The organism is Flavobacterium hiemivividum (assembly GCF_004349145.1).
GTDB classification, from domain to species: Bacteria; Bacteroidota; Bacteroidia; order Flavobacteriales; family Flavobacteriaceae; genus Flavobacterium; species Flavobacterium hiemivividum.
The window spans coordinates 878,897-897,780 of record NZ_SMFO01000001.1 but is presented as its reverse complement, the minus strand read 5'-3'; the positions used below and the strand labels follow the sequence as shown (position 1 = coordinate 897,780).

Here is an 18,884-nt window from a genome sequence, read left to right as displayed (position 1 = left end):
TATGGAAACTTCTTTAGTATCGATTATAATTCCCTGCTTTAATTCGGAGAAATTCATCTCGGAAACCATTCAGTCAGTTCAAAATCAAACTTACAATAACTGGGAAATTATCGCAGTAGATGATTGTTCATCAGACGCTACGGTAGCTATTATTTTAGAAATGATTGAAAAAGATAGTAGAATTCAGCTTTTTCAACTCGAAAAAAATTCAGGTACTGGCGTTGCTAGAAATAAGGGACTTTCTATTGCTAAGGGTAGATATATTTCATTTTTGGACGCAGATGATTTATGGAAACCGGAGAAACTTCAAAAACAAATTAATTTTCTAACAGAAAAAAATGTCCCGTTCACTTTTTCGTTCTATGACTGTATTGACGAAGCGGGAAAGCCATTGAACAAAAGAGTAGAAGCACCATTGAATCTATCGTACAGGCAATTGTTTTTTTGTAATTATATTGGGAATCTTACTGGAATCTATGACGTTAATTATTTTGGTAAAATACCGATTTCCTCTATTCGAAAACGCCAAGATTGGATGCTATGGTTAACAGTTCTTAAAAAGATAAAAACGGCTCAACCCGTTCCAGAAAGTTTAGCTTTTTATAGGATCAGGGAAAACTCGCTTTCTATTTCTAAATTTGATTTGATTAAGTATAATTTTGCGGTTTATAGAAGGTTTCACGGCTTTAATTTTCCTATCGCAGTAGCATGTATGAAACTGTTTTTATTTGTGCAGCTATTCATTAAACCTTTATACATCAGGAATATTAAACCATCGATGTAAACTGCTTTAATTTGCCGCGTTTGTTTCTTTTTAAAACCTCTTTTTGGCTATAACTGAATTTTAGATTTGGTTCTAAATACAAAGCGATTGCTTGTTCAATTTTCTGGATTTGTGCCGCTGATAATATAGTTTCACTTACATATTCAATTTCGAAAGTGTCCATTTTAATTTGCTTGATTGTAAATTCTTTTACGTTTCCGTCGTCTTCTATAATGCTTTTTGTGATGTAATAAAAGGTCAATCCAGGTGACTTTTTGCCGCTTGGCAAAATTGCAACATCATTAGTTCTACCAATTAGTTTTTTTAAAATAGGTTTTTGCAGCGTACTTTTTTCGTCTAAAATCCCAATATCACCAATGTCATACCGAATAAACGGATGCGCTTTATTGAACAAGGAAGTGACTACAATTCGGCCTTCTTGGCCGTAGGGCAGCACCACATCATTATCATCGAGAATTTCCACAAATAATGTTTCGGCATTGACTTGCCATTCGTCTTGCGTATTCTGGAATGCTATTAAATCCAGTTCTGAGGCGCCGTATTCATTGATGATTGGAATACCCAGCTGCGTTTCTAAAAGTATTTTATCTCCTTCGAAAAGCATTTCGGAAGTGACCACACAAGCTTTTAATGACGGACAAAGGTCTTTTAAAACGATATTTTTTTGCTTTAAAAACTTGGCAAATAAAACAATTGAACTTGTATAACCGTTGATATAATCGAATTTTTTATGCTTAAATTTTTCTAACATCTTTTCTAAAACGTCATCAGATAAATTGAAGATGGGAAATCGCAAGCGATTGCCTAGTAAATCTTTAAGCTTTTCTTTTTGGTAACCCATAAAATCCAATGGAACTCCATAAAAACGCGCTTGATAAGAACTATTTAAGTTAATGTCATACCAGCCAAAACGATAAGCGGACGAAGCCCAAAATAATGCATGAGTGAATTTATCTCTGGCAAAAATAAAAGGGTTTCCGCTTGATCCGGATGTTTTACCCACATATACATTTTTAAGTGTATACCCCTTCGAAAGTCTTTGAGACAAGGGCTGTTGTAGATTTTGTTTGTTTAAAACAGGCAAATCATTCCAGTTTGTATATGATTTGGTACCAACTAATTCTTGATAAAAAGGGTTATTTTTTAAATGAAATTCAACAATTTCTTTTTTTTTATTTTCGATGAAATGCTCTTTTTCGCTCGATGTTAAAGCTACAATTTTTTGCAGTTCCGCTTTGGCCTCCTTAATTGGATAGCCATTAAATTGAAGCGATAAGTCAAAAATAGGAAGCATTTGTAGTTTTTGTTTCTTCAAAAATAATGTATAAGCGCAACTAATTGGTAACAACCAACAAGTTTTTAGAAATTAATTATTATTTACGTTCAAAAGCAATTATTTTTGCAGTATCCACCAAAAGGCGGATGAGCAACTAAACAATACAACAGATGACAATTTTACTTTTAGGTTCAGGCGGAAGAGAGCATGCATTTGCATGGAAAATGATTCAAAGTCCACTTTGCGACAAACTTTTTGTTGCACCGGGGAATGCAGGAACCGCTGCTATAGCAACAAATGTGAATGTAAGCATAACTGATTTTGAAGCTATAAAAACTTTTGTTCTTGCTGAAAAAGTCGAAATGATTGTTGTAGGTCCTGAAGATCCATTGGTAAAAGGTATCTATGACTTTTTTCTAAATGATGAAAAACTGAATCATATTCCAGTTATTGGACCATCAAAAATAGGTGCGCAACTTGAAGGGAGTAAAGAATTTGCGAAAGAATTTTTAGTAAAACATAATATACCAACTGCTGCTTACGATAGTTTTACAGCAGAAACGGTAGAAGAAGGTTGTGAATTCCTAGCGACTTTAAAACCGCCGTATGTTTTAAAAGCGGATGGTTTAGCAGCAGGAAAAGGAGTATTGATTATTCAGGATTTGGCAGAAGCCAAAGAAGAATTAAGAAATATGCTGGTTTACCAAAAATTTGGTGCAGCCAGTTCAAAAGTTGTTATTGAAGAATTCCTTGATGGTATAGAATTGAGTTGTTTTGTTCTTACTGACGGGAAAAGTTATAAAATCCTACCAACTGCCAAAGATTACAAACGCATAGGCGAAGGCGACACAGGATTGAATACAGGGGGAATGGGAGCTGTTTCTCCAGTTCCTTATGTTGACGCTGTTTTAATGGAAAAAATCGAAACACGCATCGTAAAACCTACAATTGATGGATTCCAAAAAGACGGGATTCCGTACAAAGGTTTTGTGTTCATTGGCTTAATTAATGTAAATAACGAACCTATTGTTATTGAGTATAACGTGAGAATGGGAGATCCAGAAACAGAAGTGGTTATTCCGAGGTTAAAGACGGATTTAGTAGAATTATTTTTGGCTGTAGCCAATGAAAAATTAGACGAAATCACACTAGAAATCGATGAGAGAAGCGCGACAACTGTTATGCTTGTTTCTGGAGGATATCCTGAAGATTATGAAAAAGGAAAAACGATCTCGGGACTGGAAAATATTACAGACTCTATTGTTTTTCACGCTGGTACTAAGCTAGATAACGATACCGTTGTTACAAATGGAGGTAGAGTATTAGCCATTACATCTTATGGGAATGACTTCCAAGAGGCCATAAAAAAATCTTATCAAAATATAGAAAAGTTACATTTTGATAAGATGAATTTTAGAAAAGATATAGGGAACGATCTATTGTAGATCAGTTCCTTAGTTTAACCCTAAATATAATTTAGGGTTAAATGTTTTTTATTTAAAAAAAGAGTGTGCTGTAGTATCTTGGTTCTCTTCACCGTTTTCTTCATGTTTTTTCAATTGCAAGATCCAGTAAACCATTGCAGCAGCACAAATAATCATGAAAATCCAATTGATAGCGTTAGCAGCAAACCATGATCCAAGTTCCAATGAACGTAAAAAGTCTAGTGGAGCAAATAAAATATTTACAAATAGGTAGTCAATTCCTTCAAAAAATGCTTTCATATCGTTTAATTAATGTTGTTGTTCTTTTATAATCTCCCAGCAGTAAAAAACTCTTTTGTTAAGAATCTTTTTCAACTTGAGGGTTTCCTTTTTAAACAAGTATTATATTTACAGTTTAACAGTCACAAAAGTATAAAATATCCTTATGATTACAAGTCTTTTTAAAAAATCTACGCCATTAAATTTTTCTTTGGTTGTAATTTTATTATTGGTTTTTTATTTAATATACCAATTTCAGGATTTGGCCTGGACAGATTCTGTTTTTTTAATTAGTCAAAAAATTGGAATTTTGTTTGTATTGATGGCTTCTGTTTTTATGGCAAATTTCATCTCAGTTAAGAACGGACTGAGTAAAGACAGCAGCTACACGATCTTTTTCTACTTTTTGTTTATAGTCTTTTTTCCTTCGGTTTTAGATAACGTTAATTTAATGTTTGCTAATCTTTTTATCCTTTTAGCGCTTCGTAGGTTACTTTCTTTACAGTCTCCAAAAGCTTCGAAAGAAAAAATATTTGATGCTTCACTATGGATTTTTGTGGCTTCTTTATTCCATTTTTGGTGTATTCTATACTTAGTTTTGGTTTTTATTTCGATAATTTTCCACGTTGCTAGAGATTATAGAAATTGGATACTGCCCTTTATTGCCTTTTTTGCAGTCGGAATTATTTTTGCACTTAGTTCGATAATTTTTGACATTAGCGCATTTGAGTATATAAATAGAAGTGTAAAAACCAGTTTTGAAATTAATTATTTTACTAATAATTATCAAAATGGCGCCCTATCCATTTATGCGACCGTAGCTTTATTTTTTGTTATTTCTATGTTCTCTACGCTATCCAGCAGACCAATGATCACGCATGCTTCTTTCAAAAAAATCATTGCTTCCTTTTTCATTGGAATACTAATTTTCTTAGTATCTGCCAACAAAAGCAACGATTTACTGCTATTTACTATAGCACCTTTGGCTGTAATGGCAACCAGTCATATCGAAATACCGCAGTTGAAACTGAAACAAGAAATGGTTTTGGTTGTTCTTATAGCCTGTAGCTTATTTACTTTTTTCTCGCAGTTATAATTTAGATCCATACGATAAGTCACCTGCATCGCCAAGTCCTGGTACAATATAACTGTTCTCGTCTAGGCTTTCGTCTAATGTGGCTATCCATAGATGACAATTGTCTGGCAAGTGCTGTTCCAGATAAGCGATTCCTTCTGGGGCAGCAATTACAACGGCAATATGAATTTCTTTAGCAGTTCCTGTTTCGATCAAATTTTTAAAGACTGCTACAATCGATTGTCCTGTGGCAAGCATAGGATCTACTAATAGTAAATTTTTGCCGTTAAAATCAGCGATAGCTTGGTATTCGACAAGAATATCAAAATAGTCATCGTTATTTGGATGATGTCTGCGAGCCGATATAAAACCGTTTTCTGCAGCATCAAAATAATTTAAAAATCCAGTATGCAAAGGTAAACCAGCGCGTAAAATAGAACAGATAACCACTTGATTGGCAATTTCGGTGGTTTTTTTAGTGCCTAAAGGTGTCTGAATTTCAATATCGTTGTACTCTAATGTTTTACTCAATTCATACGCCATTATTTCTCCAATGCGTTCAATGTTTCTTCTAAAACGCATACTGTCGGTATGAACATTTACATTTCTTATTTGACCCAAAAAATGATTAAGAACGCTATTGTTTTCTGATAAATTGTGAATTTGCATGATTTATAGTATTTACTTTTTGAGCTGCAAAATTAGGTTTAATCCTGATATTTGGAGTTATAGTTTAGAATTATGATTTGATATTTTTTTATAATAGTATAAAAAGTATCTTTGTAATTATAAAATATAAAAAATATGTTTTCAAAATTAGCCTACTCCGTTTTCGAACAAAGTATCAAAGATTATCATGAATTTGATAATGTAGATCAGCCTATAAATAACCCTTTTCCTAAAGATCAATTTGAACATTTATTATATCTAAAAAACTGGATTGACACTGTTCAATGGCATTTTGAAGATATTATTCGTGATCCAAATATTGATCCTGTTGCGGCATTGACCTTAAAAAGAAGAATTGATGCTTCTAATCAGGAACGAACTGATATGGTAGAATATATCGATGGTTATTTTTTACAGAAATACAGTGATGTAAAAGTAAAAGAAAATGCAAAAATCAACTCAGAAAGTCCAGCTTGGGCATTTGATAGATTATCGATTCTAGCATTAAAAATTTATCACATGAATGAAGAAGCGACTCGTGCAGAAGCCTCTCAAGACCATAGAGATAAATGCCAGACTAAATTAAACATCCTTTTAGAACAAAGGACAGATTTGTCTACTGCTATTGATGATTTGTTAATAGATATTTCTAGCGGAGATAAGTTCATGAAAGTGTACAAGCAAATGAAAATGTACAATGATGATGAGTTAAATCCTGTTTTGTACCAAGGGAAAAAATAATTGGCAAGTAGTAATTTGCCAAATACTATTAAGCATATAGCCGTCATGAGACTTTCCGCAATGGGAGATGTCGCCATGACGGTTCCTGTTTTACGTGCTTTTGTAAATCAATATCCTGAGGTAAAGATTACCGTCATTTCACGTCCTTTCTTCAAGCCTTTTTTTGAAGGAATATCCAATGTTTCTTTTTTTGCTTTCGACGAAAAAAAACGTCATAAAGGCTTTTTAGGCTTGATACGATTGTTTAAAGAGGTAAGTAAACTTGATATTGATGCATTTGCTGATTTGCATAATGTTTTACGCTCCAAAATCGTCAGAACATTATTTGCCTTGAGCGGAAAAAAAACAGCGTTTACAGACAAGGGGCGTGAAGCTAAAAAAGCTTTGACGCGTGCCGAAAATAAGGTTTTTCAGCCCCTGGCAACGGTTTTTGAAAGACATGAAAAAGTGTTTGAAGAACTCGGTTTTCCAATAGATTTATCGTCCCGAGATATGAGGACTATTTTTCCTAAAAAAGCAGTGTTAAATGCTGATGTTTTGGAATTAATTGGAGCGAATAATCAAAAATTAATTGGAATTGCGCCCTTTGCACAGTATGATTCCAAAGTCTATCCTTTGGACTTGATGCAAAAAGTCATTCATCAATTAGCGGAAAATCCAACTTATAAGATTCTACTCTTTGGTGGAGGAAAGAAAGAAATTGAGTTATTAAATTCGCTTTCAAACTCAAATGATAATGTGATCAACATGGCCGGAAAAGTAAAATTTCAGCAGGAATTACAGTTGATTAGCAATCTGGATGTTATGGTTTCGATGGATTCCGGTAATGCCCATATTGCGGCGATGCTGGGAGTGAAAGTAATTTCGCTTTGGGGTGCTACGCATCCGTATGCTGGATTTGCACCTTTTAATCAACCGCTAACTAATTCTTTAGTTTCTGATAGGGAAATATACCCAAAGTTACCCACTTCGATTTACGGAAACAAAGTAGTTCCCGGTTATGAAGATGCTATGCGAACGATTTTACCAGAAAGTGTAGTGCGCAGTGTTCGGTCGCAGCTGGAAGTTTAAAGTAAATTTCAGTCGCAGTTTTTAGTATCGAACTTGGTATTGAAACTGCGACTGAACACTTTATTTACTATACATCATCATAATCCACATAGATCGTTTCTGATGTTGGGTGTGCTTGACAACTAAGAATTAATCCTTCAGCAATTTCTTTATCTGTAAGAATCGAATTCTTTTTCATCTCGGCTGTACCAGATGTTACTCTACAAAGACAGCTACTACAAATTCCGCCTTGGCAGGAGTAAGGAGCATCTAGACCTTGTTTTAAAGCAGCTTCAAGGATGGTTTGTTTTTGAGACATTTCAAAAGTAGTTTCTTCGTCGTCTACCATAACGGTGATTTTCGAATGACCCTCTAGTGATTCTGTTATTATGTTTTCATGAGAAGAGGCCGTAAAAAGTTCAAATTTTATAGCTGACTCTTTTACATTTTTCTCTTTTAAAACTCCCGAAACTAATTCGATCATATCCTCTGGACCACATAAATAGAATTTATCAAATTCTAGTTCCTTGTGTTTGTTGTTCAAAACAAAATTCACAGTTGATTTTTCGATTCGGCCAAATAAAGCATTTTCTACTTTGGCTTGACTATAAACAAAATGCATAAACAATCTACCAACATATTGCAATTGTAAATTGTGCAATTCTTCGTTAAAGATTGTTTCTTCGGTAGTTTTGTTACCATAAACTAGTACAAAAGAGCTTTTTGGTTCGCTTTTCAACACACTTTTAATAATCGAAATTACAGGTGTTATTCCACTTCCAGATACAAAAGCCACGTAATTTTTTTGTCTGTCTGCTTGCGGTTCAAATATGAACTTTCCTTCTGGCTTTCCTACTTCAAGTGCATCTCCCGCTTTTAGCTTGGTATTTGCAAATTGAGAAAAAGCACCATTTTTCACCGCTTTTACTGCAATACGCAGTTCGCCACTTTCTGGAGACGAGCATATCGAGTAGGCACGACGAATCTCTTGACCGTCTAGCGTTAATCGGATATTAAGATATTGTCCGGCAATAAAAGCGTAGTTGGGTTTTAATTGCTCTGGGACATTGAAGAGTATCGAAACCGCATCTTTGGTTTCGCGTCGTACTTCTTTTATAATTAGTTTTAAAAATGAAGGCATGGGCTATTTATTTTTTGCAAATATACTAAACAGAATAGGTTTCTTAAATCAAAGTCTTTGAAAATTTGCATACCTAAATTAGTTATGTATAAGATTCTTATGTATATTTGTTTTTGATTAAAGGAGTTAGTTTATGAAAAATTCACAGTTGTATAAAGGAAGTTTAAATACCATCATCATGAAATTGCTGGAAGAAAATGGTAAGATGTATGGCTATGAAATTACCCAAAAAGTAAAAGCTATTACCCAAGGAGAGCTTAATATTACTGAAGGTGCGCTCTATCCTGCTTTACATAAACTAGAGGCCGAAGGCATACTAGATGTAGAAATTGAAAAAGTGGATAACCGCATGCGAAAATACTACAAACTCACAGAAGCGGGGACTAAGGAAACTGTAAACCGACTCGCGGAACTCGAAGATTTCATAAGAAACATGCAATCTTTAGTGAATCCTAGACCTAATTTAGAATTTTAATTTTATATCTAATGAAACTAACCAACCAACAAATACAATACATATCGGATTATATCGCTTCGCAAGACATCAAGTGGTATGAATTGCAAGTAGAATTAACTGATCATATGATTTCTAGTATGGAAGAGTTTTGGACGAACGATCCTGAGCTAACATTTCATCAAGTTAAACAATATGCTGAGGATAAATTTGGACGAAATGGCTTTAAAGCTATTGAAAAAGAGCGAACTAAAATATTAAGAAAAGAACACAGAAACTGTCACGTTAAATTAATTAAAGAATATTTCAAATTACCCAAAATACTTTTAAGTGTGTTAGCAGTATTTATGGTTTATAAAAGCTCTTTCTATTTTGATGATAGTGTAGTATTTATTAGAGTTCTGTTTGGAATACTACTTGGTTTTTCAGTCTTTTCAATTATAAATTGGTACCGTTTTCGAAAGATAAACGGGAAACGTTTCTTATCGCTAGAAACGGCTTACATAATGAATAACAGTACCCTGAGTATTTCTTTTTATTCTATTTTTTTAATAAAATCTTGGAAAGATTCTGTTGGAGATAGTTATGAATTTATTATATTTTTTTGTAGCCTTTGGGTGTTAGGAATTTTAGTCCAAATTACGGGCAGACATTTAACAAATAAAGTGGTTACTGATATCAAAAGACAATACCAACTCAGTTAGAATTATCCAACCAATACTTTGTCATGCTGAGGAACGAAGCGTCGCCACAAACTATGAAATCATCTTTAAAGCAATAAACATGATGAAATTTCAGGAGTCAATCCAATACATTGTCATGCTGAGGAACGAAGCATCGCCGCAAACAATGAAATCATCTTTAAAGCAAAAAACATGATAGAATTTCAGGAGTCAAACCAATACTTTGTCATGGTGAGGAACGAAGCATCGCCACAAACTATGAAATCATCTTTAAAGCCAAAAATATGATGGAATTTCAAGAAGGGTATCATACTTATTACGTATACATTCTAACCAATAAAGCCAAAACAGTGTTGTATACTGGAGTTACTAATAATTTAAAAATTCGGCTACAGCAACACAAAGAATCCTTGAATCCTAACTCGTTTACAGCCAAATATAATGTTCATTATTTATTGTATTTTGAAAAGTTTACTTGGATACAAATAGCAATTTCTAAAGAAAAAGAAATTAAAGGATGGAAAAAAGACAAGAAAATCACACTAATAAAAACAATTAATCCTGATTTGAATTTTCTGAATTACTTGTTTGAAGAATAGAGTAGAGATGCTTCGTTCCTCAGCATGACAAACGAATTAAGGAGATGACAGTAAAAGCAAATATTTCAAAATCTGAAAACACAACACCAACTTTCATAAAGACAAAACATGAAACTAACCGCCCAACAAATAGCCTTAATAGATGAAACTTTAGTTTTAAACGGTCTTAAATACGACGATATAAAACTGGAAATAATGGACCATATCGCTTCAGAAATTGAATTCGAAATGGAGGAAAACAGTCTTTCATTTGAAGAAAACTCACGATTGGTATTTAAAAAATGGGAACCACAATTAAAACCTGCGAATTCATTTTTTACAGGAATCAATAACAGTTATCCCAAAATAGTTTTAGATAAAAAAATTACTCTATTAAAAAAGCAATTATTTACCGGGTTTTTGATAAGTGCAACTGTCTTATTTATATTTTTAGTTTTTAAAGAATATTATAATGCACAGTTTCTCACGTATCAATTTCAAAAAGGAGGTCGATTGCTATATATTATAGGATATTTTTTGCTGATTGTCTATACATTTAAAATATGGAAATCAAAATTAAATACTTCATTTAATCACCTTTTTAAAACAAGAGTAATAACATACCTATTTTATATATACCCAATTATTTTTTTTACTACTCCTACAACTATTAATAATCAAGTACTACTTGTTATTGTTGAGTCTTTAATGCTATTCCATCTGTTGTTGAGCCTACAACTAGTAAAGAAACATTTTCAATTTGAAAAAAAACTATCCATTTCGAAGTCATGAAACTTACCGCACAACAAATAGACCAACTCTTTACTTTCACACGCCAGCATTATGTGGAGTGGTATGACTTACAATCAGAACTAGTCGATCATTTGGCGAATGCCATCGAAAGCCAATGGCTGGAAAACCCCAAACTCACTTTTGACGAAGCCTTGAATGCAGAGTTTAAGAAGTTTGGTGTATTTGGATTTATGGACGTGGTAGAAAAAAGACAAGCAGTTTTAGACAAAAAATACAACGGACTGGTCTGGCATCATTTCAAAGATTTTTTTGGTATCCCAAAAATTGTACTTACTCTAGCCATGACATTTGTACTATTTACTGTCATCAAATTGAGCGATTTCAAGGAATGGATTTTTATGGGTCTTTTTGTTGCCTTAGTTGTATTTTCATTTTATGCAATGATTAGTAATAAAAAGCAGCGAAAAAAAATATCAAAAGCTAATCAGAAAAAATGGCTTTTTGAGGAGATAATTAATCACTATGGTAATTTATCAGTAATTGCTACTGTGCCGTTCAATATTATGCTTCAGTTGTTAAATAACGTTCCAGATTTATTTACAAATAATTACTGGACCGTAGGTATGAGCTTCTTTCTAGTATTACTATCCATTGCTGTTTTTATCATTTTTAAAATCATACCGCGCAGGACTTCAGAATACTTAGAGACTACCTATCCCGAATATAAATTAGTAAATCTGTAACATTTTCTTTCTTTTGATTACTTACTATAAAACCAAATCCATGTTTAAACATTTTATAAATTTAGAATTGAAAGCCTTTTTCCGTTCAGCGAGTGTTGGAAAAAGCATTGGCTTAAAGATTTTGATGGGCTTTTTAGTAGTTTACTTTTTACTAGTTTTCTTAGTATTGGGAATTGCTTTGTATCCCTTGTTAGAAAAAAATTTCCCGGATCAAAGTCCTTTGGAAATAGTAAATAGTTTTGTGATTTTTTGGCTGGCTATTGAGCTTGTTTTCCGTTTTTTTATGCAGAGTTTACCGGTAATGAATATCAAACCATTATTAGTATTGCCCATAAAGAAAGAGTCAGTCATTCACTTTGTACTTTTAAAAAGTTTAATTTCTATCTATAATATTTTCCCCTTACTGGTTGTCGTCCCTTTCGGGATTTTTAATATTGTGAAAGGGAATTATGGCACGCTAAACATGATTGGGTGGATGTTTGCAATGTATGTTTTGGCCTTAATAGTTAATTATGCTAATTTTTTAATCAAAAAGAAATTTGCCGAAAACATAAAAGCCTTTCTTCCCTTTGTAGTTTTAGGAATGGTGTTTTTTGGTCTGGATTATTATGGTGTTTTTAAAATCACCACGCTTTCAGGCCTTGTTCTTGATACTTTAGTGTTACAACCGGTATTGATTTTGGCTCCAATTATAATTTTAGTGGGCTTCTATCTTCTAAATTTTAAATATCTAAAAAGCAATTTCTATCTGGACAGTTCCTTACAATCGAAAGTAGAAGAAGCAAAAACAACTGACTTGAGTTGGACCAAACGTTTTGGTGAAATTGCGCCTTTCTTGCAATTAGATCTAAAAATGATTTGGAGAAACAAAAGACCTAAAACGACTGTTTGGATTTCTTTAATTTTCTTAGCTTATGGTTTAATTATTTATCCGAATCCTGCTTACGATGGTTTTTCTCCATTTTTTGTATTGGTTGGAATCTTAATGACTGGAGTTTTTATGTTGAATTACGGACAATTTGTTCCCTCTTGGGATAGTAATTATTACGGAATGATGATGTCACAAAACATTCCCATGAAGCAATATTTAGCTTCCAAGGCTGGATTAATGTCGGTTTCTATAGTTATTTTGGCAATTTTAAGTACGCCTTATCTTTATTTTGGTTGGAAAATTTTAGCGATAAATTTAGCCTGTGCGTTATATAATTTAGGTGTTAACATCCCCATTTTATTATTCGCGGGTTCCTACAATAAAAAAAGAATTGATTTAGAGAAAAGTCCGTTTATGAATTACCAAGGAACAGGTGCTACGCAGTGGATTGTAGGATTACCTTTGATGCTGATACCTACTTTAATTTTTTACGGCTTTTATAAATTGGTAAATGCTGAGGCCGCTATAATCGCAATAGCAATAATTGGAATTGTGGGTTTGGTAATGCGGAATTATCTTTTGAACAAAATAGCCGCTGGTTATACCAAAAGAAAATACGCGACTCTAAACGGTTTCAAACAACAGGAAAATTAATAATAATAACTTCAGCGTTATTAAACAAATAAAAAATAATGATACAAGTAAATCAACTTTCAAAAGAATATAAGGGAACTACAGTTTTAAATATCGAAAACCTTGAAATCCCAAAAGGACAAAGCTTGGGTCTGGTGGGGAATAACGGTGCCGGAAAAACGACTTTCTTTAGTTTGCTATTGGATTTAATCCAACCTTCAACGGGAAATATCAGTAATAATGGAATTCTTGTAAACGCTAGCGAGGACTGGAAGTCTTTTACAGGTTCTTTTATTGACGAAAGTTTCTTGATAGGATATTTGACACCAGAGGAATATTTCTATTTTATTGGCGATTTACGCGGTCAAAACAAGGCTGATATAGACGCTTTGTTAGAAAAATATGAAGAATTTTTTAACGGAGAAATTCTAAAAAACAAAAAGTACTTACGTGATTTATCGAAAGGAAACCAAAAGAAAGTTGGTATAATTGCAACGTTAATAGGGAATCCAGAAGTAGTTATTCTAGACGAGCCTTTTGCAAATTTAGATCCTACTACTGTGAATCGATTAAAAAAAGTAATTAAAGAACTTGCTGAAAATCCTGAGATCACAATTTTAGTCTCAAGCCATGATTTACAGCATACTGTAGAGGTTTGTGATCGAATTGTAGCTTTAAATAAAGGGGTAATCGTAAAAGATATTCAAACCTCTACAGAAACCCTGCAGGAGTTAGAAATGTTTTTCGCGGTTTAAAGTTCTATATATCAAAAAGAAATGTATTTTTACCAGTCATTATACTAAAAAGCCTTTTTAAAAGTTTAATGTTAAAAGCGGTAGCATTTGAAAACCAATATATTTAAATATACTATTCCATTAGGCTTCCTGTGTTTTGTGGTGGCTTGCTCTACTAGGAATAATAGTTTTTTGTCTCGAAATTCTCACGCACTAAGTACAAAGTATAATATTTTATACAATGGCGGAATTGGATTAGATAAAGGAATTCAAGGTATTGAAGGGAATAACAAAGATAATTTCTGGAAAAGATTGCCTATCGAAAGAATGCAAATCAATGATGATTTTACTTCAGCAGAAAAAACTAAAAATTCTGATTTTGAATTGGCCGAAACAAAGGCAACTAAAGCGATTCAGAAGCATTCCATGAATATTGATGGAAAAGAAAGAAACTATCAAATCGATGAGGCCTATTTGCTTTTAGGTAAGGCCAGATACTACGATCAAAGATTTATTCCTGCATTAGACGCATTCAATTATATTTTATATAAATACCCCAATAGCAGCAGGATTTATGAGGCTAAAATTTGGAGTGGAAAAACTAATATGCGATTGGGTAACGATGCACTAGTTGTAAATAACATGACGACTCTTTTAAAAGAGCAAAAATTAAAATCACAGGTTGTTGCGGATGTTAATGCCTTATTATCAGAAGCCTATTTAAACTTGGAAGAGAAAGATTCTGCGCTATATAATTTAAAATTAGCCGAGAAATTCAGCAAAAAAAACAAGGAAAAAGCAAGATATCGATTTATTTTGGGTCAGCTGTATGAGGAGTTAGGCAAGAAAGACAGCGCGATTTACAGCTATGAATCTGTTATCAAGATGAATAGAAAATCAGAAAGAAAGTATGTTATTCAGGCGCAGGCCAGAAAAGCGCAGTTGTTTGATTATCAAAACGGAGATACTACTGCCTTTGTAAAAACCTATAAAAAACTAATCGCCGACAGAGAAAACAGACCTTTTCTAGATGTGTTAAATTATGAAATGGGTGTTTTTTATGACAAACAGGATAATCAGAAAAAGGCGTTGAATTTTTATAATTTCTCACTGGATAAAGCAGGTGACGACAAGTATTTAGTTGCTTCAAATTATAGAAATATCGCCAATATGTATTTTAGGAAAGCGGAATATCCAGTTGCTGCAAAATATTATGATAGTACTTTAACAAATCTTAATCTTAAAACAAGAGAGTTTGTTCAAATTCAAAAAGTGCGAAAAGATCTAGACGAAGTAATTCTTTATGAGGATATTGCTTCTCGAAACGACAGTATTTTACGCATCGTTTCTATGTCAGAAGCGGGGAGAATTTCCTATTTCGAAAATTATATCGATACTTTAAAAAAGAAGGACGAAGCCAAAAGAATTTTAGAAGAAAAACTAAAGGAAAAGCAAGATAACAGAGAAAGAAATAATAAGACTGTATCGAATGAACCTGCTGTTTCTGCGCAAAATTCTGAGCCTAGATCACCATTTGCTCCGCCTGCTATAAGCGCATCAAATGCCCCAGCAAGTGTTTTCTATTTTTATAATCCCACGACCGTTTCTTACGGGAAATTAGAATTCAAAAAAATATGGGGAAACCGGTCTTCAGAAGGGAACTGGAGATTGTCATCTACCGCTAAGTCTACTGAAGTTTCGAAAGATGATTTGAATACCAACCCAGAAATCCAAGAAGAGCAATTAATAGAGGAAGAAGTACTTATTGTTGAAGAATACACTAGTGGTTTTTATCTAAAGCAACTACCTAGTAAACAAACTTCAATCGACAGTATTGCAAAAGAACGCAATACAGCCTATTATCAGCTTGGTGTAATCTACAAAGAAAAGTTCAAAGAGTATGAATTAGCCTCTAACAGGCTAGAGCAACTACTACAAAATAGTCCAGAAGAAAAATTGATTCTTCCGACAATGTATAATTTGTATAAGATCTACCAAATCACAAATAGCAGTAAAGCGGCGGCAATGAAAGACAGGATTAATTCCCAATATCCAAATTCACGCTATGCACAGATAATAAACAAGACAAATCTGGAGGGTCCAGCATTGAGCGACAGCCCGGAAGAAGCTTATGATAAACTGTATAAACGATATGAAAATGAAGAGTTTTTGGTCGTTTTAGAACAAAGTGATGAGATGATCAATCAATTTTCAGGTGATGAAATTGTTTCTAAATTTGAATTTTTGAAAGCAAATACCTTAGGAAAACTTAAAGGATTAAAAGCTTATAAAAACGCTTTACAGTTTGTGGTGGATAATTATCCAAATAGTGAAGAAGGTAAGAAAGCACAGGAAATCTTGAAAGATCAGATTCCATTTTTAGAAAAATTAGAGTTAACGACTGCAGAAAGTAAAAACTGGAAAATTCTTTATAGAGTGCCCGCATCAGATGTTAATTCGACAAAATTAGTAGAAGAAAAGATTAAGAAATTAACCAGCATCGCTAGTTATAAGGATTTAAGTTATTCTGTAGATGAGTATAGTGGTACCGAAAATTTGATTGTGATTCACGGTATAAATTCGGAAGAATATGCTAGAAATATTAGTACAACTCTAAGAGAAAAGAATGATTTTAAAGTAGTAGTGCCTGCGATTATTCTTAGCAATGAAAATTATAAAATAATCCAAATTAAAAAAAATCTTGATGTTTATTCAGGATTAAAAAAAGAATAAAAAATGTTTAGTAGAAAAACAAAGCCTTATACAGAGCTATTAGGAAAGACCAATAGAATCGTAGAAGGAACAATCATAAAAGGAGATATAGTATCTAAAGCAGATTTTAGACTTGACGGTGAACTAATTGGGAACTTTCAATCAACAGGGAAATTAGTGATAGGTCCCGCCGGAAGCGTGATAGGTGATATTAATTGTAAAAATGCAGATATCGAAGGGAAATTTGAAGGAATTATTCATGTTACCGAAATCTTAAATGTAAAGTCTAAAGCTAGTATCAGCGGCGAAGTTACTGTTGGGAAATTATCAGTGGAACCTGGTGCTGCTTTTAGTGCGTCCTGTATGATGAAAATTAACGAAACAAAATTATTGTTAACTGATGGAACAGAAACCCCACAAAAAAACCAGTAGTAAGTGGATAGCCTTGATGAATATTCCTTTTCAAATGGGAATTATCATTTTTTTCTTTACCTATTTAGGAACTTGGCTCGATGAAAAGTACACTGGAACCTCTATTTTTACTATTATATTATCACTTTTAGCTGTTTTTATAGCGTTATACAATGTTATTAGGCAGGTTAAAAATTTAAACAAAGAAGACTAATGCACCAATTTTACAAATTCCTAAAATTAATAATTCCTTTTTCCATTGTATTGTTTTTCATACAATATTACATAGTAGAATCTTTTTTTAAAAATTCGATCTTTTTTTATTCCACCTTGAGCATTTATGTTTTTCATCTTGTAATTACCTTGTGTAGTTATGGTTTTCTAATTTTCGTCAATAAAACTTTTCCTGATAAAACAGGCTTTGCTTTTATGGGATTTAGCCTGATTAAGATGATGGCAGCTATTGTTTTCTTAATCCCTTTGTTACAATCAGACCTTAAAAGTCAGGTTCCAGATGTAAGTGCTTTTTTTATTCCTTATTTTTTATTCCTGTTTTTCGAAACTTTATTCGCGATTCGCCTTATAAATAACCAATAATAGCTGTTTTTTTTAAATCATATTTCTATAATTGGAAATTAACGATTAAAAACAAAATGATATATTTTCAATTGTGAATAAATTATGTACATTTGCAAAAAAGTTTAAAACGTAAAATTAGACACACAATTTAATAATGGTATTTTCAAATAAACCTGTTCGATTCTTATTAGTTGCTTTACTAGCCAGTATTCCTTACTTTGGATTTGCAAATCCTGTCATTGATAGTATTCCTGTTGTTAATGAAGCTGTTGCGGAGCACGCTGTTCCAGTGGCGCATGAAGAAAAGGAATTTAATGCTACGGATTTAATTAATTCTCACATTGGAGATTCGCATGAATTTCATATCGCAGACTGGGGTGGACATCCTATTACTTTTTATTTGCCAGTAATTTTATGGACAGATAACGGTTTAGAGATCTTCTCATCAGAAAAATTTCACCACGATAATTCTGGAGAGCATGTTGTTTCTGTAAACGGTCAAAATTTAGTTCGTTTTAATGAGGTAATCTTTTACGCTGATAAATTTGAAAATTTAACAGAAGATCAAAGAAAGAACGGTGCTTTTGAATTTGATACTCGTCCTTTGAATTTCTCTATCACAAAACATGTTTTCTCTATGTTTATTTCGGTAATTATTTTATTCCTATTGTTTTTAGCGGTTGCACGTTCTTACAATAATAATAAAATGGCACCTAAAGGGATTGCTGGTTTTATGGAACCTTTAGTAATTTTTGTTAGAGATGATATTGCGAGACCAAATATTGGTGAGAAAAAATACGCTAAGTATATGCCATATTTATTGACTATATTTTTCTTTATTTGGATCAATAACCTTATTGGTTTAATTCCATTCTTTCCATTTAGTTCAAACTTAACTGGAAATATATACTTTACTTTTGTATTGGCTTTCATTACATTTATTGTTACTTCTTTCAGCGGAAACAAAGATTATTGGGGGCATATTTTTACTCCGCCAGTACCAAAAGCATTATACCCAATTATGATTCCTGTTGAGATCATTGGAATATTGACAAAACCTTTTGCATTGATGATTCGTTTATTTGCTAACATCACTGCGGGGCATATTATTATCTTAAGTTTAGTTTCCTTAATCTTTATATTTGAAACGGCATGGGTTTCTCCTATCTCTGGAGCATTCGTTTTATTTATGAGTGTATTAGAAATGTTAGTTGCGGCGTTACAAGCATACGTGTTTACGTTGTTGTCAGCATTATTCATTGGTCAAGCTGTAGCAGAGCACGATCATCATTAA

20 protein-coding genes are annotated in these 18,884 nt (G+C 32.9%); 16 read left to right on the top strand and 4 right to left on the bottom strand.

Features of this window, described 5'->3' with window-relative positions; genetic code table 11:
- Window position 1: 1 nt before the first annotated feature.
- A complete protein-coding gene (locus E0F98_RS03995; RefSeq protein ID WP_132109291.1) occupies window positions 2-784 on the top strand; it encodes a glycosyltransferase family 2 protein in 783 nt (260 codons plus the stop codon).
- Here the strand turns inward: E0F98_RS03995 and E0F98_RS03990 are convergent.
- The gene (locus E0F98_RS03990; protein ID WP_132109348.1) at window positions 768-2,078 is read right to left on the bottom strand and encodes a phenylacetate--CoA ligase family protein; all 1,311 of its coding nucleotides are present in this window, start codon (window positions 2,076-2,078) and stop codon (window positions 768-770) included. The genes E0F98_RS03995 and E0F98_RS03990 overlap by 17 nt on opposite strands.
- Before the next feature lie 152 nt (window positions 2,079-2,230).
- Here E0F98_RS03990 and purD point away from each other — a divergent pair, with 152 nt between their 5' ends.
- Window positions 2,231-3,505 (top strand): phosphoribosylamine--glycine ligase, encoded by a 1,275-nt coding sequence (gene purD / locus E0F98_RS03985; RefSeq protein WP_132109290.1) that lies wholly within the window; start codon window positions 2,231-2,233, stop codon window positions 3,503-3,505.
- 48 nt (window positions 3,506-3,553) lie between these two features.
- Here purD and E0F98_RS03980 read toward each other — a convergent pair whose 3' ends face one another.
- Window positions 3,554-3,784: a DUF6341 family protein gene (locus E0F98_RS03980; protein ID WP_132109289.1), complete on the bottom strand. Its 231-nt coding sequence runs from the start codon at window positions 3,782-3,784 to the stop codon at window positions 3,554-3,556.
- A 145-nt stretch (window positions 3,785-3,929) separates the two neighbouring features.
- On the opposite strand from E0F98_RS03980, the gene E0F98_RS03975 reads away from it, so the two are divergent.
- The gene (locus E0F98_RS03975) at window positions 3,930-4,859 is read left to right on the top strand and encodes a DUF6427 family protein (RefSeq protein WP_132109288.1); all 930 of its coding nucleotides are present in this window, start codon (window positions 3,930-3,932) and stop codon (window positions 4,857-4,859) included.
- Here E0F98_RS03975 and upp read toward each other — a convergent pair.
- A complete protein-coding gene (upp, locus tag E0F98_RS03970; protein ID WP_132109287.1) occupies window positions 4,854-5,507 on the bottom strand; it encodes a uracil phosphoribosyltransferase in 654 nt (217 codons plus the stop codon). The two genes, E0F98_RS03975 and upp, sit on opposite strands and share 6 nt — an antisense overlap.
- A 135-nt stretch (window positions 5,508-5,642) precedes the next feature.
- On the opposite strand from upp, the gene E0F98_RS03965 reads away from it, so the two are divergent.
- Both E0F98_RS03965 and E0F98_RS03960 read left to right on the top strand, forming a co-directional pair.
- Complete coding sequence (locus tag E0F98_RS03965; RefSeq protein ID WP_132109286.1) at window positions 5,643-6,248, top strand: DUF4254 domain-containing protein; 606 nt, start codon at window positions 5,643-5,645, stop codon at window positions 6,246-6,248.
- Window positions 6,249-6,293: 45 nt separating this feature from the next.
- The gene (locus E0F98_RS03960; protein ID WP_132109285.1) at window positions 6,294-7,319 is read left to right on the top strand and encodes a glycosyltransferase family 9 protein; all 1,026 of its coding nucleotides are present in this window, start codon (window positions 6,294-6,296) and stop codon (window positions 7,317-7,319) included.
- Between the two features lie 67 nt (window positions 7,320-7,386).
- Here E0F98_RS03960 and E0F98_RS03955 read toward each other — a convergent pair whose 3' ends face one another.
- Complete coding sequence (locus tag E0F98_RS03955; RefSeq protein WP_132109284.1) at window positions 7,387-8,439, bottom strand: ferredoxin--NADP reductase; 1,053 nt, start codon at window positions 8,437-8,439, stop codon at window positions 7,387-7,389.
- 133 nt (window positions 8,440-8,572) lie between these two features.
- On the opposite strand from E0F98_RS03955, the gene E0F98_RS03950 reads away from it, so the two are divergent.
- The 11 genes from E0F98_RS03950 (at window position 8,573) to atpB (ending at window position 18,884) form a co-directional block, all read left to right on the top strand.
- Window positions 8,573-8,914, top strand: coding sequence for a PadR family transcriptional regulator (locus E0F98_RS03950; protein WP_132109283.1), 342 nt, complete (start codon window positions 8,573-8,575; stop codon window positions 8,912-8,914).
- Between the two features lie 11 nt (window positions 8,915-8,925).
- Window positions 8,926-9,597 (top strand): hypothetical protein, encoded by a 672-nt coding sequence (locus E0F98_RS03945; protein WP_132109282.1) that lies wholly within the window; start codon window positions 8,926-8,928, stop codon window positions 9,595-9,597.
- 263 nt (window positions 9,598-9,860) lie between these two features.
- On the top strand, window positions 9,861-10,175 hold the full coding sequence (locus E0F98_RS03940) for a GIY-YIG nuclease family protein (RefSeq protein ID WP_132109281.1): 315 nt from the start codon (window positions 9,861-9,863) through the stop codon (window positions 10,173-10,175).
- A gap of 108 nt (window positions 10,176-10,283) precedes the next feature.
- On the top strand, window positions 10,284-10,946 hold the full coding sequence (locus E0F98_RS03935) for a hypothetical protein (RefSeq protein WP_132109280.1): 663 nt from the start codon (window positions 10,284-10,286) through the stop codon (window positions 10,944-10,946).
- Window positions 10,943-11,650, top strand: a complete 708-nt coding sequence (locus E0F98_RS03930) for a hypothetical protein (RefSeq protein WP_132109279.1) — start codon at window positions 10,943-10,945, stop codon at window positions 11,648-11,650. Before E0F98_RS03935 ends, E0F98_RS03930 begins: the two co-directional genes overlap by 4 nt.
- Before the next feature lie 40 nt (window positions 11,651-11,690).
- A complete protein-coding gene (locus E0F98_RS03925) occupies window positions 11,691-13,175 on the top strand; it encodes a DUF5687 family protein (RefSeq protein ID WP_243699191.1) in 1,485 nt (494 codons plus the stop codon).
- A 38-nt stretch (window positions 13,176-13,213) separates the two neighbouring features.
- Window positions 13,214-13,909, top strand: coding sequence for an ABC transporter ATP-binding protein (locus E0F98_RS03920; protein WP_132109278.1), 696 nt, complete (start codon window positions 13,214-13,216; stop codon window positions 13,907-13,909).
- A gap of 87 nt (window positions 13,910-13,996) precedes the next feature.
- Complete coding sequence (gene porW, locus E0F98_RS03915; RefSeq protein WP_132109277.1) at window positions 13,997-16,621, top strand: type IX secretion system periplasmic lipoprotein PorW/SprE; 2,625 nt, start codon at window positions 13,997-13,999, stop codon at window positions 16,619-16,621.
- 3 nt (window positions 16,622-16,624) lie between these two features.
- Window positions 16,625-17,032, top strand: a complete 408-nt coding sequence (locus E0F98_RS03910; protein ID WP_132109276.1) for a bactofilin family protein — start codon at window positions 16,625-16,627, stop codon at window positions 17,030-17,032.
- Entirely contained in the window at window positions 17,001-17,225 is a 225-nt protein-coding gene (locus tag E0F98_RS03905; RefSeq protein WP_132109275.1) for an AtpZ/AtpI family protein, read from the top strand. Before E0F98_RS03910 ends, E0F98_RS03905 begins: the two co-directional genes overlap by 32 nt.
- Window positions 17,226-17,744: 519 nt before the next feature.
- Window positions 17,745-18,884 carry a F0F1 ATP synthase subunit A gene (gene atpB, locus E0F98_RS03895; protein WP_132109273.1) on the top strand — a complete coding sequence of 380 codons (1,140 nt, stop codon included), beginning with the start codon at window positions 17,745-17,747 and terminating at the stop codon, window positions 18,882-18,884.